Source organism: Maribacter sp. X9 (genome assembly GCF_048537565.1).
Taxonomy (GTDB): Bacteria; Bacteroidota; Bacteroidia; order Flavobacteriales; family Flavobacteriaceae; genus Maribacter.
In genome coordinates this window covers 3077033-3091702 of record NZ_CP183215.1, presented here as the reverse complement: position 1 = coordinate 3091702, position 14670 = coordinate 3077033, and the positions used below count along the sequence as shown (strand labels likewise).

Genomic DNA, 14670 nt, shown 5'->3' with positions numbered 1-14670 from the left:
TATTACTTTAAACATTTTTTTACATATAATCCACTCTCTTTAAGTTTGAATCCTAAGCTTTGGTATAATGAAATGGCGGCCGTTCTATGATGTCCGCTAAAGAGTAGAACATCGGTCAGTTGTTCCTTTTCGGCTTGTTCCAATAGTTTTTCCATCAGTTTTCTACCGATACCTTGTCCTCTATAATCGGATGATACGACCACGTCTTCGATCATACCTTTGGCGCCAGAAACTACGGTATATTTTGCCATCATAGCAATACCTACTAGAATTTCCCCATCCATGCAGATAACAATATCTGTTTGGCCTTCATTTTTAAGCACAGTAGCCAATTCCAGTTGTTTTAATTCAGCATTCAACTGTTTATAGAGTTCCGTTAGTTGTGCCTGAAGGGCTACGGTTACTTCGCTTTTAGTCAATAATTTGATGGTCATAATTTTTATATTTGTTTTGCAATTAGAACTAGTAGTTGATTCTCGCACTATAACTAGTGATAGGTTTTAACATCTCCCATTTTCATAGTTATAGGTCCGAATGAATGTGAGGAGGGCAGTAGTGCTCCACTTTCTGTTTTTTGCCAACCTTCCCACGTAGCTTCGAGTCCGCCAATAGGAATAATTTTCACCCAAAGTTTAAAGCTTTTAGGGATTCCGCTTCGTTCCAATAGCCACAAATATGAATCCCCAGGCGTATCGCCTCCTTGGGTATAGGTGACTAATAGTCCCTCAGAGCCATCTTCCAGTTCCACTAAATAACGTTCTGTCCCTTTATCGAATACTTTATAGGGAGCAACGAGCCAAAAGGAATCATTGTTGAAATAGCTTTTTGCCTTATCAATAAGATTTAATGTTTCTTCGTAAGGCAACTTTTCACCCTTCTCGTAGGCTGTACTGGAATCTGGTGTAATTAAATCGAGGTCGACCCTATAATCATCCCAACCAACCTTCACCACAGCTTTTTCCTTATCCCATTTATAGGTATGATCACCTCCCCTAAAAGTCCATTCAATCATTGTTGTATTTTGATAGCCATCATTATTCAAGGCACTTAACATTCTTTCTGCCAAGGCATCCGCTTCTGGGCCGGATTCTCCGATGGGCAAAGGCTCATTACAGCAATAATAGAGTACTCCAAACAATGCCGCTCCAAGTAAAATAATAACTCCTATAAATTTGAATAGTCGCTTTAACATAGTTTAATTAAGTATCTCATTTAAAATATATTGAATAATTAATTTTAATTTCAAAATTGATGATTTAGACTCGTCTAAAAACCAACTGCGGCATCATCACCACGCTTATCTGCACCTCCTTCTAATTTTCCATCAGGAAGAACCCGAATAGCGTCGACTTTTCCAATTATAGGGGTACGCTCTTCGTTGATGATATAGCCTTTGGATTTTAATTCATCGGTCAGATCCGATGGAAAACCATCCGGTTCAAAAATGACCATGTCCGGAAGCCATTGGTGATGAAAGCGAGGGGAGTTTACCGCATTCTGCATGCTCATATTAAACTCATATCCGTTTAAAATCGTTTGTGCAACTGCGGTGATAATGGTAGATCCGCCCGGTGTGCCTACGACCATCCAAAGTTTGCCATCTTTTTCAACAATGGTTGGGGTCATGCTGCTCAACATCCGTTTTTCGGCTTCAATACTATTGGCTTCCGCCCCAATGAGTCCGAACATATTGGGGACACCTGCTTTTGAGCTAAAATCGTCCATTTCATTGTTCAGGAAAAATCCTAATTCATCGGAATATAATTTGGAACCATAGGCACCGTTAAGTGTTGTGGTTACCGAAACTGCATTGCCTTGTGGGTCTACAATTGAGTAGTGGGTAGTTTCCATACTTTCTATGATTTCAATGTTACCATGTTCCACTGCTGACGATTTGGTCGCTTTGTCGAAGGAGAAACTCTGCATGCGTTCTTCTAAATAAGAATTGCTCAAAAGTTTATCATATGGAATTTCGACGAAATCGGGGTCGCCTAAAAAATAGTTGCGGTCTGCATAGGCCCTTCTTGAAGCCTCTGTGAATAATTGGATCATTTTTGTGGAATTATGTCCTAATTCGGCTACATCGTAAGGTTCCATCATCTTGAGGATTTGATTGATGGTCACCCCGCCACTGCTGGGCGGACTCATGGAAATGATGTGAAGATCTTTGTAGTCGAAAACAATAGGCTTTCTCCATACCGCTTGGTATTTCTCTAAATCTTCTTCGGTAATATACCCTCCTTTTTCGTGGATGAAAGCGGCCAATTTTTGTGCCACCTCACCTTTGTAAAATCCATCTCTTCCGTTTTTGGCAATACTGCGAAAGGTATTGGCCAAAGCTGGGTACTTTATGGTGTCATTCATTTTATATTCCGTTGCGAATTTGGTGCTGTCGCCATTTATTTCAATGAATTTTTCGCGCTGACTGGCCAAACGTTTTTCTTGGTTCTCTGTAACGACCACCCCTTTTTCTGCCAAAGCAATTACAGGGGCCATAATTTCTTCCAACGGTAAGGAACCGAATTTTTTATGCACTTCTATAATACCCGCAACAGTACCGGGTACACCTACGGCCGTTGCTCCAACCGTACTCATGTCGGGAACAACATTTCCCAAGGAATCCAAATACATGTCTCTGTGTGCTGAAAGTGGGGCTTTTTCCCGATAATCTAATCCGCCAACTTCGCCATCGGCTTTTCGGTAGACCATAAATCCGCCACCACCAAGATTACCTGCGAAAGGGTAGGCGACGACCAACGCCATTTCTGTAGCTACCATGGCATCAAAGGCATTCCCTCCTTTTTTCATGATATCACTTCCTATTTTTGAAGCCTCTTCACGGGCAGAAACGACCATAGCTTTTTCAGTAACAAGTCCGGTCGGTGCGGCGGGACTCTTTTTGCAGTTGCTGAAAATAAGGAGAGCGAATAAGGGGGCGAGTAATTTAAATTGCTTCATGATTAGTGGTATAAATGGTTTAGTTGAATGTGTTTAATAAGTTGACATTTATTAATTTATAAAATATTAAATATTATTTTTTTTTGTCAATGAAATGAACTTTTGTTTTGAAAATACAAGCAATTCTTCAAAGAATTCGGTGAACTCTTTTTCAAAAGCTTGGTAATGGTTTTCTAGGTCGATAATGGCGAAATTCATTTTAGATTTGTTTTGGGTTCTCCTGTTCATGCCGTTCAGTACTTTGGAAATTCCATCCATTTTAGAGTAATTGAAAATCCAATTCTCGGCAATCATGTACGGCATCATTCGTTTGACACCATCGGGTAGAATTTCATAATTTTCTTCCAATAGGTCATAAAAATCATCCACAAATAGTTCCAAAGGAACATCTGAATAGGTTGACCAGTTTTTGGCTAAAAAATGGTCATAAAAAATATCCACGATTACTCTGCTATAATGACTATAATTTGCATGTAGCCTTTTGCTGCTTATTTTAGGAATGGGATGACTATCGGTATAGGTGTCGATAAGGCGATGAAGTTTTATTCCTTTCTGCACCTTGGCGGGTAAGTGATGGAATTTATTACCCCGGATACTGTCCGCAATAAAATTCCCCAGGGTAATTTCCTTATCGTTGAAGGAGAGGTAAATGTGGGCTAAAAAATTCATTCGCCTATTTTAAGCTTCAAAAACCCGAATTTACAAAGAAGCACAATAGTGGTACGAATGAACCGTTTATATTTGCAAAAACTTATCAAGAACATATGACACTCATAAAATCTATTTCAGGGATACGCGGAACCATAGGAGGAAAACCAGGGGACAATCTTACCCCGATCGATGCGGTTAAGTTCGCGGCAGCGTACGGAATCTGGTTGAAGGACTATTCCAAAAAGCAAAAATTGAAAGTGGTCATTGGTCGCGATGCACGTTTGTCTGGAGAAATGATCCAGAACTTGGTGGTGTCAACTTTGGTGGGTTTAGGTATCGATGTTGTCGATTTAAACCTATCTACAACGCCAACGGTTGAAATAGCCGTGCCAATGGAAAAGGCAGATGGGGGAATCATTCTAACGGCGAGCCATAATCCGAAACAATGGAATGCCCTTAAATTATTAAATGAAAAAGGGGAGTTCCTAGATGCTGCACAAGGTGCTAAAATCTTGGAAATAGCAGAAATGGAAGATTTTGATTTTTCCGATGTCGATGATTTGGGAGAAATAACTAAAAATGATAGCTATATCGATATCCATATTGATGAAGTGTTGAATTTGTCACTGATCGATGCTGAAGTTGTAAAAAAGGCCAAATTCAAGGTTGTTGTAGATGGTGTGAATTCTACAGGTGGAATTGCTATTCCAAAGCTTTTAAAGGAATTTGGGGTAGAAGTGGTGGAGTTATACTGTAAACCAAACGGACATTTCCCACATAATCCAGAACCTTTAAAAGAACACCTTACGGATATCTGTAAATTGGTAGTCGAAGAAAAGGCCGATTTTGGGATTGTGGTAGATCCAGATGTGGATCGCTTGGCCTTTATCAGCAATGATGGTGAAATGTTCGGAGAGGAATATACTTTGGTGGCTTGTGCCGACTATGTGTTGGGCAAGACCAAAGGCAATACCGTTTCAAACCTTTCTTCTTCACGGGCACTACGGGATATTACCCAAAAACATGGAGGTACCTATGAGGCGGCAGCCGTTGGCGAGGTCAATGTAGTAACCAAAATGAAAGCTAACAAAGCCATAATCGGGGGTGAAGGTAACGGAGGGATTATCTACCCTGAAAGTCATTACGGTCGTGATTCTTTAGTAGGTACGGCCTTATTTTTAATGTTGATGGCAGAACGCGGTGGAACGGTCGCAGAACTTAGGGCAAGTTATCCAAGTTATTTCATGAGCAAGAAGAAAATCGAATTGACACCAGGGTTGGATGTGGATGGAATACTGACAGCTATGGCCGATACCTATGCCGATGAAGAATTAAGTACTATTGATGGTGTGAAGATTGATTTTGCCGAAAACTGGGTGCAATTACGAAAATCGAATACCGAACCTATTATTAGAATATATACCGAAGCTAAAAGTCAGGCAGAAGCCGATGGTTTGGCAGAGCGAATCATTGGGGAGATGAAGAAAGTCGCAGGTATTTAAACTGATTTTTGCCTTGCAGATAATCTGCTCGTGCAACTTAAGAAGCCTGATGGTCTCCTGTGTGGCTTCGTTCAGAAGGCATAAAGATATAGTTTACGTTGTTTCTAAAGTCGGGAGCCGTACGGACATCTTTTACCAAAGCTAGGAATTAACCGAAATACACATCTAAAAAATTACCGATGTTCACTTTTCGGGTAATACCCTATTTTAGTATGGTTTTGGTTTCCTCTTCTTGGGAGGTGCCGAATATTGTGCCCTCGTATTCGGCAGATACAGAAATTAATTTCCAATGGAATGTAAAACATCCATTAATTTCCTTCTAAACTGTACGTAAAGTGAGATGGCCAAATAACTGGAATAGAAAAATTGAAAAGTAAGTATGTGATCAACAGCTTTTTGCAAAAGAAGCAGGTTCTTTTCCGCAGTGCTTCCAGCGCTTATGGGTCCAAAGGTAATATTCTGGTTTTTCTAGAATTTGGGCTTCCGTTAACCGAAGAAAGGCATTCGTTATTTCATGCTCCTTGGTTTCTTTGCCATTTAGGGCAATGGGTATGAATTCGGCCTTATAATGTCCGCGCTTTACCTTGCTCACTTTTAAAAAAACAACGGCTAGTCCGGTCTTGCGAGCCAACGCTTCACCACCGTTGAAAATCGGTACTTTAATTCCCATGAAATCGGTCCAATATTGAGCACGGTGCGCCTGTGGAGATTGATCACTCACCATACCATAGGTAGCACGTACATTATTTTTCGCGTTTTTGAGTACGGTTTTAGCTGTTTGTCCTTGAGTGATCAGGGTGGTATTCCATTTAGCCCTTACTCTCCTGACAAAGTTGTCAAAGTAAGTATTGTTAATTTTTTGATAAACGGCATAGCCTTTCGAGGTCACATAGTTATTGATGCTTACGTTCCATTCCCAATTCGCATAATGCGCACAAAGAATGATGATACTCCGCTCTTTTTCTATTTCGAGTAGCACTTCTGTATTTACTACGTGGTATTTTTTTTGAACATCTTTCTTGCTAAGGTTCATCGATTTGATCATTTCTAGAAAGGTGTCGCATAGATGATGATAAAATGACTTTTCTATATGTTGAAGTTCAGCTTTTGATTTGGTTGGGAAAACGAGGTTCAAGTTGTGCTGGACCACTTTGCGACGGTAGCCAAAAACATGGTAGACAAAGAAAAATGCGGTATCTGAAAAAGCGTAGAACAAACGGTGCGGCAAAATGGAAATCATCCATAAAAATGGATAGATAAGAACAAAGGCCAATAGTTGCATCTACTTAATTTATGGCCAAATATAGCTATATTTGCGCCAAATAAAAGGTAGATAAATGAACAACCTGAATATAGCCACCATAGCGATTATTGCAGCAAACGTTTTGGTATCTCTAAAAGGATTTAACGACACTTATTTTTTTGATCGTTACAAATTCGGAATCGGAGCGATAAAGGCAGGGCAGAAAGAGCGTATGCTAACCTCAGGATTTCTTCATGTAGATGTCTCCCATTTATTGTTCAATATGTTGACCTTGTATTTCTTTGCCGGTGTCGTTATAAATTGGTTCGGTGCAGGTAAATTCTTGATCATCTATTTTGCGAGTTTGTTGGCGGGTAGTCTGTTGGCGTTGAGTTTTCATAAAGATGAACCTTATTATTCAGCGGTTGGGGCGAGTGGAGCGGTTACCGGAGTTTTATATGCAGCAATTCTGTTAAATCCCACCATGCAATTGGGTATCATGTTTATTCCGATTCCGCTGCCTGCTTATGTAGTAGGTATCGGTTATCTGCTCTATTCTATTTATGGAATGAAAAAACGTTTGGGTAACATTGGCCATACCGCGCATTTTGGCGGTGCAATTGGCGGATTTGCCTGTACCTTGTTATTTATGCCAAGCCTATTACAAACTGAAACCTTAATGGTCGGTTTATTGGCACTTCCCATAATATTGCTTTTTGTTTTGGGTAAATTGGGTAAACTATAGTTTTTATTGCCGCTTTAAGGAGTGTTAGGATAAAGGTCAAAGACATAAAAAAATCCCCAAGGTTTCGAAACCTTGGGGATTTTTATTTTTTGAATACTTATTTAATTTAAAAGTTCCGCTATTTTTTGCTCAAGCTCTGGACCTCTTAAGTTCTTTGCAACAATGATTCCGTTTTCGTCCAAAAGAAATGCTGCGGGTATAGCATCAACATTGTATAATTTAGCTATTTGATCATCAAAATAAGCGATATTGGAAATATGGTTCCACTCCAATCCGTCCTCTTCAATAGCCTTTTTCCATGCTTCTTCGGTTCTGTCCAAAGAAATACCAAGAATATTTAAACCTTTTTCATGGTACTTGTTGTAAACGGCAACTACGTTCGGATTTTCTGCCCTACAGGGTCTGCACCATCCGGCCCAAAAATCGATTAAGGTTACTTTACCCATTACATCACTAAGAGCAATTTCTTTTCCATCGGGGGTAGGTCCGGAAAAATCTGGAGCTTTAGATCCTATGCTCGTATTCTTTTCAGCTTCTTCAGATTGCTTTAATCGATCAATTCCCTCAGAAATTCTTTTTCCTGGTTGTGAGTTCTTGATTTCGGGGGACATCGCCTCGTAAAGGTTTTTGGTTTCTTCTGCACTAATAGCTTTAGTGGCTATTGCCCGTTCTAAAATTAAGGCTGAGATTAATGCGTTCGGGTGGTTTTTGATATAGTCCAGTTCAAAATCCTTATATTCTTCCTGAAGTTCTTTCATTTCGTCCTGTAACGCTAAGGCTGCTTCTCCAGAGGCTGTTTGCATATCCCTCTGAACAGATTGCGCCTTTAGTGAAATTTCCCTTGACTGGTCCATATAGTCAGAAAACGTGTCGTTTTGTAGGGTACCTTTTATTTCGGCAAATCCTAAACTATCTTTTTGGGCACTGAATTCAATCTCACCATTTTCCAAAATCACAGCGGAATAGCCCGGTAATTGATCCACAAAAATGTAATGAAGTTCTGGAATTGCCGAAACTCCTGTAAAGGTGAATTCCCCATTTGTAGTAGTTGCGGTATCCACTTCGACCGGTTGGTTGTTTTCCCCTATTTTTTTAAGGAATACCTGGGTGCCGTCTTTTAGGTCTCCACGTACTGTTCCGTTTAAGGTAAAGCCTTCTGGTTTTGAGTTGCAGCTGAACATTAAAAATGCGGCCAGCAAGATTGTAATACTGTGTTTCATAGAAATCTACTTAATTTATTTTGCAAATGTACTTTATATATAGGATATAAAAAAAGACCCTTAAAAGTTGTTTTAAGGGTCTTTAGGTTATGTGTTGAGCTGAATATTAGAACTGATATCTAATTCCCAATCCTATGTCAAAATCAAAGTTATCTGAAAAACCATCGTAGCCCACAACTCCTAACTCAGGTCTAAAGTCTAAGGAAAGAATTAGTGGAATGTCGAAGTTGTATTCGATACCTATATCACCTGCGGCAAAAACGAAAAGACCGCCATCATCATCCCTGTTCGGAACGTTAGGAAAATCAACACTTCCTAAGCCACCACCTACACCATAATACCAGTTGAAATTATTTTCAATAGGACGGACCCATTGGTATAAACCGGCTAATTTGAAGGCATCAAAATTTCTACTGTCCCTCCAACCTAAATCAAATTCAGCACGGTTATTAGTGCCTAATGATTTTTGATAGCTGATTTCGGCTCCAAAACCATCACTGTCACCCAACCGAAGTCCCAAGGCATGATTAGCGATTTCTTGTGCTGATAAAGAGCAGGTTGCCATAAATAATAGTGCGAAAGCACCTTTTAAAATCTTCATATATTTCTATTTTTAAAGTTAAAAAATGAGCCTTCTCACGATGTGACTCAAACAATAAAACTTAATTTAGCGTTCAAAATTGTGCTGGTTTGAACGAAAATTCACTGTCAAAGTTACAACAAGATTTAGAAGGAGAAGTACGAATCGATAATCTTACAAAAGGTTTGTACGCAACAGATGCATCGGTTTATCGAAAAATACCAATGGGCGTAGCCTTTCCCAAGTGTGTAGCCGATATCGAACGTATTATTCATTTTGCTAATGAGTCAAAAATAGGGTTGATACCACGTACCGCAGGTACTTCTTTGGCGGGTCAATGCGTGGGTGACGGTCTTGTAGTCGATGTTTCAAAACACTTTACGAATATCATAAGTGTGGACGAATCTAAAAAGCAGGTCACTCTTCAGCCCGGAGTAATACGTGATGAGCTGAATCAATACTTAAAACCCTACGGGCTCTTCTTTGGCCCCAATACATCTACGTCCAATCGCTGTATGATCGGAGGTATGGTGGGCAATAATTCATCAGGTACCACCTCCATTCAATATGGGGTGACTAGGGATAAGGTAGTTTCTATGAAGACCATACTTTCTGATGGTTCACACGTTGAATTCAAAAGACTTAATTCTTCGGAATTCGAACAGAAACTTAAGGAAAATACTTTTGAAGCCTCACTTTATAAAAATATATATAAAGAGTTGTCTAATAATGAAATAGCAAAAGAGATACTCGATAATTTTCCGAAACCAGAGATTCACAGAAGAAATACGGGTTATGCCGTTGATGAGCTTCTAAAGGCCGATGTACTTGGAGGTTCTACAGCGTATTTTAACATGGCGGAATTACTTTGTGGAAGCGAAGGTACCTTGGCGTTTACTACTGAAATTACATTGCAATTAGATGATTTGCCGCCCACGTTGTCCGCAATGGTGGTCACCCACTATAGAACACTTGAAGAGTGTTTGATGGATGTGGTGCCCGTCATGGAGCACCCCTTGCAGTTATGTGAAATGATGGACAAGGTAATTTTAGATTGCACAAAAAATAATCGGGCCCAATTGGCGAACCGATTCTTTGTAGAAGGCGATCCGGCTGCTTTGTTAATGTTGCAGGTAAGTGCGCATACTGAAAATGAATTGAATGCCGCTATTGCTTCCTTGTTGAAAACCATAGAACGGTCAGGGCTAAGTTATGCGAACCCTATTTTACTGGGGGATAATATTGCTAAGGCGATCGAGCTTAGAAAAGCTGGACTAGGGCTTTTAGGCAATATCGTTGGGGATATGAAGGCCGTCGCCTGTATTGAGGATACGGCCGTCGCTTTACCCGATTTGAAGGATTTCATAGGCGAGTTTTCTCAAATCATGAAAGGATATGATCAAAAAGCGGTGTACTATGCACATGCAGGCGCTGGAGAATTACATTTAAGACCTATCCTTAACCTTAAAAAAGGTAGTGATGTCTCGTTGTTCAGAAGTATTACCACCGATGTTGCGAAACTTACCAAAAAATACCGTGGATCTTTTAGCGGGGAACATGGGGACGGAATCGTACGTGCAGAATTTATTCCGTTGATGATCGGGAAGAAGAACTATGAGCTGTTGAGGCGGGTAAAATCCTATTTTGATCCTAACGGAATTTTCAATCCCGGTAAAATTGTGGATGCCTACCCGATGGATAAATCATTTCGATACGAAGTGGACCGTGAGGAACCGAACATCGACACACTATTCGATTTTTCAGACAGTGAGGGGATATTAAAGGCGGCAGAGAAGTGTAATGGAAGTGGGGACTGTAGAAAAACGCATCATATGTCCGGGGCAATGTGCCCTAGCTACCATGCGACGAAAAACGAAAAAGATACAACCAGGGGTAGGGCAAATGCCTTACGCGAGTTTTTAACCAACCCGGAAGCGACTTCTAAGAACGCTTTTGACCGAAAGGAATTAAAAGAGGTGTTCGACTTGTGTTTGAGCTGTAAAGCTTGTGCCAGTGAGTGTCCCAGTAATGTAGATGTATCGACTTTAAAAGCTGAATTTCTTTATCAATACCAAGAAGTCAACGGATATCCATTGCGGGGTAAATTATTCGCCTATAATACCAAATTGAATAAAATGGGAAGTGTGGTTTCTGGACTGACCAATACCATTTATGCCTCTAAATTTTTCGGCGGATTACTTAAAAAATCAAGTGGAGTAGCTCAAGAGCGAAGCCTTCCAAAAGTTTATAGTTTTAATTTTGATAATCACCTTCAATCCATTAAAAATAAAAACGTTGTAACAAAAAATAAAGTCATTCTTTTTATTGATGAATTCACACGTTATTTGGATATTGAAGTAGGTAAAGATGCCATTGAGCTGTTAGTGAAATTAGGATATGAAGTTGAATTGTACTTTGCGGAAAGTGGCCGCACCTTTCTTTCGAAGGGCTTTTTAAAACAGGCCCAAAAATTAGCAAAACGAAATACCATCGAACTTTCAAAATTTGCAGAGCAAGGGCTTCCTGTCTTAGGACTTGAACCTTCTGCCATTCTTTCTTTTAGGGATGAATATTTACGTATGACACCAGATAAGGATGTTTCTAAAAAGATTGCGGGTTATTCCTTTTTGATCGAGGAATTTTTAGCCAATGAAATAGTATCCGGTAATTTAACCTCATCATCATTTACCGAAGAAGCTAAGGATATAAAAATTCACAATCACTGCCATCAAAAAGCTCTGAGCAACCAAAAAGTAACCTTTGATGTGTTGAATTTGCCGGTTAATTATAAAGTAACCATAATAGCCTCAGGCTGTTGCGGTATGGCAGGTTCGTTCGGTTATGAGAAAGAGCATTATGAAACCAGTATGAAAATCGGTGGGTTGAAACTGTTTCCAGCTGTCTCTAAGTCAGCTCCTGATACAATTATCGCCGCCAACGGAACAAGTTGTAGGCATCAGATTTTTGATGGCACAAAAAGAGTAGCGAAACACCCGGTGAGTATTTTAAAAGAGGCGTTGGTTGTTGAATAGTTAGCGGCAAATAGGTGAACGAGACAATAAATAGACACCATGAATAACACCGAATACCCAGAAGTGGTACATGTTTGAGAAGCCTCGGTTAGGGCTACACCTCATTTTTTAAGAGAAGAAGATATCGAATATTTTAAACCTCTAATTTTAAATACCTATCTGGATGCAGTTGAGCTTCGCCGCATAAGGAATAAGGAAAAGAAAATAGTCGGTTTTCTGGATGTGGCCGAACAGAATTTAGAAATGCTATTTATACATCCTGAATATAGAGGAAAAGGAATTGGCAAATTGTTGTTAGACTATTCTATTGACAATTTAAATGTGAGCGAAGTAGACGTTAATGAAGATAACGAGCAAGCAGTTGGTTTTTACTAGCATTGCGGATTTGAAATAGTCGGTCGCTCAGAAATCGATTCCTCTGGAAAACCTTACCCTGCGTCACATATGATGCTAAAACAAGAAACTGATCCGAAAACGGTAAAAAATGATTAATGCGCTAAATCAAAGAAAATATAGAAATTAAGTTTGGCGCCGATTTAAAAAATTAGCGTTTTGTACAGGTAAGATTCATGAAAAATTAATGGAAAACGCCTAATTTTCTTCTCGTTTGTTCTTTTTATTTTCGGCTTTTTCGGTAATGGAAGCTATGATTTCATTCATGTCCATCGCTTTTAACTCCTCGTCCATATAAAAGCTGGCAAGCTTATCGTTTTCGTAGCGGTATAATTTCCAGCGCTTAAAGGAGTATTCTAAAGCGGTCATGTGTTTTACCCAATCTCCTGAATTAAGGTAGAGACAGTCGCCTTTTCGGGTTTCTACCAATTCTTTTTTCGGCTCATGGCTATGTCCGCATATAATATGGTCGTAATGATGGTTAATGGCCATCTTTGCGACATTTTGCTCAAAAAGTGCCGTGTAATGTGAATCACGTTTGGTATCCCCGTTGTCCTCAAAAATGAAGGGTTTATTATCCTTCCCTATTTTTTCGAGCGTTCTGGTCTTAAATTTTGCGAATTTTAAGAGTAGGTCGAATCCTAAAGTACCAAATTGCAATAACCAATGCGCATATTTAAAGGAAAGGTCAAAAATATCGCCATGAAAGAATAGCATACGTTTGCCATCTAACTTAAGGTTCAATTTATTGGAGAATTGAATGGTCCCCATAGAAATAGGGTCTACGCTTCTGAAATTGTCATCGTGGTTTCCGGTAATGTAAAAAACTTCAGTACCCTTTGAGGCCATGGTGAAAATCTTCTTTACGATTTTCAAGTGGGCAGGAGGGAAGTAATTATTTTCAAGCGCGCTAGTATCTAATATGTCACCGTTCAGTATTAGTTTCTTAGGCTGAATACTAGATAAATAGGTGAGTAGTTCCTCGGCATGACAGGCATAAGATCCTAAATGAATATCGGAAAGAACTGCTATTTCAAGACGACGTTTTTTCAATGACGCTATTTTAAGTGCAAAATTAAACCTAATGGTATGCTAATCAGTAATAAAAAGGGTCAATATTGCTTAATCATTAAGTTAATTAATCATTACGCAATGGGATAAACGTTAACCTAACATTAAGCACTTTTAAAATTTTTCTTTCATGCATTTAACATTTACCTTTGAAACTTGCACTATTTTAAGCATATCAATCAACAACCATTAATTTAGAAGAGAAAGTATGGCCGGAAATACCTTTGGAACCATTTTTAGGGTAAGCACTTTTGGAGAATCGCATGGTGAGGCAATAGGAGGGGTTATAGACGGTTGTCCGTCAGGAATAGCATTGGACCTCATCGCAATTCAAAACGATTTGGCCCGCAGAAAACCAGGACAATCCGCCATCGTTACGCAACGGAAGGAACCCGACGAAGTGGTATTTTTCTCAGGGATTTTCGAAGGCAAAACCACAGGTACGCCAATCGGTTTTGCCATTTACAATACCAATCAGAAATCAAAAGATTACGGACATATTAAGGATTCCTACCGTCCGTCGCATGCAGACTACGTTTATGATCAAAAATATGGTTTTCGAGATTACCGTGGGGGCGGAAGAAGCTCTGCGCGGGAAACCGCAAGTAGGGTAGTGGCCGGGGCCATCGCCAAACAATTTCTTAGAGGTATAGAAATTCAGGCCTTTGTTTCCCAGGTTGGTGATATAAAGTTGGATAAGGATTATAAAGAACTAGATCTGACCTTGACCGAAACGAATCCCGTAAGATGCCCAGATCCAAAAATGGCATTGAAAATGGAAGAATATATTAAATCCATCAAAAAAGAAGGCGACACTATAGGAGGTGTCATTACATGTGTCGCCAAAAATGTACCAATTGGTCTTGGAGAACCTGTATTTGATAAATTGCACGCCGAATTAGGGAAGGCCATGTTATCTATCAACGCAGTAAAGGGCTTTGAGTATGGAAGTGGATTTGAAGGGGTCAAAATGAAGGGAAGTGACCATAATGACCAATTCAATAGTGATGGATCGACCAAAACTAATCACAGCGGAGGGATACAAGGAGGTATAAGCAATGGAATGGATATTTATTTCAATGTCGCCTTTAAACCTGTGGCAACCGTTATTCAGGGATATGAAACCATTGATAAAGAAGGTAATATGATTAAGACCCAAGGTAAGGGAAGGCATGATCCGTGTGTGGTGCCCAGAGCAGTGCCCATTGTAGAAGCGATGACCGCCTTGGTATTGGCAGATTACGCATTATTGAATAGGACTATAAAATTATAGAT

13 protein-coding genes are annotated in these 14670 nt (G+C 39.7%); 5 read left to right on the top strand and 8 right to left on the bottom strand.

Going from position 1 to position 14670, the window contains the following annotated elements; translation table 11 throughout:
* Positions 1-2: 2 nt before the first annotated feature.
* The 4 genes from ACNR9Q_RS13160 to ACNR9Q_RS13145 all read right to left on the bottom strand — a co-directional run bounded on the left by ACNR9Q_RS13160 (position 3) and on the right by ACNR9Q_RS13145 (position 3627).
* Positions 3-434, bottom strand: a complete 432-nt coding sequence (locus tag ACNR9Q_RS13160; protein ID WP_419211680.1) for a GNAT family N-acetyltransferase — start codon at positions 432-434, stop codon at positions 3-5.
* A 53-nt stretch (positions 435-487) separates the two neighbouring features.
* A complete protein-coding gene (locus tag ACNR9Q_RS13155; protein ID WP_419211679.1) occupies positions 488-1192 on the bottom strand; it encodes a hypothetical protein in 705 nt (234 codons plus the stop codon).
* 74 nt (positions 1193-1266) lie between these two features.
* Positions 1267-2958 carry a gamma-glutamyltransferase gene (ggt, locus tag ACNR9Q_RS13150; RefSeq protein ID WP_419211678.1) on the bottom strand — a complete coding sequence of 564 codons (1692 nt, stop codon included), beginning with the start codon at positions 2956-2958 and terminating at the stop codon, positions 1267-1269.
* A gap of 66 nt (positions 2959-3024) precedes the next feature.
* Entirely contained in the window at positions 3025-3627 is a 603-nt protein-coding gene (locus ACNR9Q_RS13145; RefSeq protein WP_419211677.1) for an ACP phosphodiesterase, read from the bottom strand.
* Between the two features lie 95 nt (positions 3628-3722).
* Between ACNR9Q_RS13145 and glmM the strand changes: the two genes are divergently transcribed.
* On the top strand, positions 3723-5111 hold the full coding sequence (glmM, locus tag ACNR9Q_RS13140; protein ID WP_419211676.1) for a phosphoglucosamine mutase: 1389 nt from the start codon (positions 3723-3725) through the stop codon (positions 5109-5111).
* Between the two features lie 385 nt (positions 5112-5496).
* Here glmM and ACNR9Q_RS13135 read toward each other — a convergent pair whose 3' ends face one another.
* Positions 5497-6393 (bottom strand): lysophospholipid acyltransferase family protein, encoded by an 897-nt coding sequence (locus ACNR9Q_RS13135; protein ID WP_419211675.1) that lies wholly within the window; start codon positions 6391-6393, stop codon positions 5497-5499.
* Between the two features lie 55 nt (positions 6394-6448).
* On the opposite strand from ACNR9Q_RS13135, the gene ACNR9Q_RS13130 reads away from it, so the two are divergent.
* Positions 6449-7099 (top strand): rhomboid family intramembrane serine protease, encoded by a 651-nt coding sequence (locus ACNR9Q_RS13130; RefSeq protein ID WP_419211674.1) that lies wholly within the window; start codon positions 6449-6451, stop codon positions 7097-7099.
* Between the two features lie 101 nt (positions 7100-7200).
* On the opposite strand, the gene ACNR9Q_RS13125 is transcribed toward ACNR9Q_RS13130, so the two are convergent.
* Positions 7201-8319: a redoxin domain-containing protein gene (locus ACNR9Q_RS13125; protein ID WP_419211673.1), complete on the bottom strand. Its 1119-nt coding sequence runs from the start codon at positions 8317-8319 to the stop codon at positions 7201-7203.
* 106 nt (positions 8320-8425) lie between these two features.
* Positions 8426-8920, bottom strand: coding sequence for a hypothetical protein (locus tag ACNR9Q_RS13120; protein WP_419211672.1), 495 nt, complete (start codon positions 8918-8920; stop codon positions 8426-8428).
* 89 nt (positions 8921-9009) lie between these two features.
* Here ACNR9Q_RS13120 and ACNR9Q_RS13115 point away from each other — a divergent pair, with 89 nt between their 5' ends.
* Positions 9010-11931 carry an FAD-binding and (Fe-S)-binding domain-containing protein gene (locus ACNR9Q_RS13115; protein WP_419211671.1) on the top strand — a complete coding sequence of 974 codons (2922 nt, stop codon included), beginning with the start codon at positions 9010-9012 and terminating at the stop codon, positions 11929-11931.
* A 123-nt stretch (positions 11932-12054) separates the two neighbouring features.
* A complete protein-coding gene (locus tag ACNR9Q_RS13110) occupies positions 12055-12306 on the top strand; it encodes a GNAT family N-acetyltransferase (protein ID WP_419214284.1) in 252 nt (83 codons plus the stop codon).
* 216 nt (positions 12307-12522) lie between these two features.
* On the opposite strand, the gene ACNR9Q_RS13105 is transcribed toward ACNR9Q_RS13110, so the two are convergent.
* Positions 12523-13377 (bottom strand): UDP-2,3-diacylglucosamine diphosphatase, encoded by an 855-nt coding sequence (locus tag ACNR9Q_RS13105; protein ID WP_419211670.1) that lies wholly within the window; start codon positions 13375-13377, stop codon positions 12523-12525.
* Positions 13378-13603: 226 nt separating this feature from the next.
* Between ACNR9Q_RS13105 and aroC the strand changes: the two genes are divergently transcribed.
* Positions 13604-14668: a chorismate synthase gene (gene aroC, locus ACNR9Q_RS13100; RefSeq protein WP_419211669.1), complete on the top strand. Its 1065-nt coding sequence runs from the start codon at positions 13604-13606 to the stop codon at positions 14666-14668.
* Positions 14669-14670 lie beyond the last annotated feature (2 nt).

Coding starts and splice junctions, on each gene's coding strand:
- ACNR9Q_RS13160 (WP_419211680.1), bottom strand. CDS start 434: ATGACCATCAAATTATTGACTAAAAGCGAAGTAACCGTAGCCCTTCAG.
- ACNR9Q_RS13155 (WP_419211679.1), bottom strand. CDS start 1,192: ATGTTAAAGCGACTATTCAAATTTATAGGAGTTATTATTTTACTTGGA.
- ggt (WP_419211678.1), bottom strand. CDS start 2,958: ATGAAGCAATTTAAATTACTCGCCCCCTTATTCGCTCTCCTTATTTTC.
- ACNR9Q_RS13145 (WP_419211677.1), bottom strand. CDS start 3,627: ATGAATTTTTTAGCCCACATTTACCTCTCCTTCAACGATAAGGAAATT.
- glmM (WP_419211676.1), top strand. CDS start 3,723: ATGACACTCATAAAATCTATTTCAGGGATACGCGGAACCATAGGAGGA.
- ACNR9Q_RS13135 (WP_419211675.1), bottom strand. CDS start 6,393: ATGCAACTATTGGCCTTTGTTCTTATCTATCCATTTTTATGGATGATT.
- ACNR9Q_RS13130 (WP_419211674.1), top strand. CDS start 6,449: ATGAACAACCTGAATATAGCCACCATAGCGATTATTGCAGCAAACGTT.
- ACNR9Q_RS13125 (WP_419211673.1), bottom strand. CDS start 8,319: ATGAAACACAGTATTACAATCTTGCTGGCCGCATTTTTAATGTTCAGC.
- ACNR9Q_RS13120 (WP_419211672.1), bottom strand. CDS start 8,920: ATGAAGATTTTAAAAGGTGCTTTCGCACTATTATTTATGGCAACCTGC.
- aroC (WP_419211669.1), top strand. CDS start 13,604: ATGGCCGGAAATACCTTTGGAACCATTTTTAGGGTAAGCACTTTTGGA.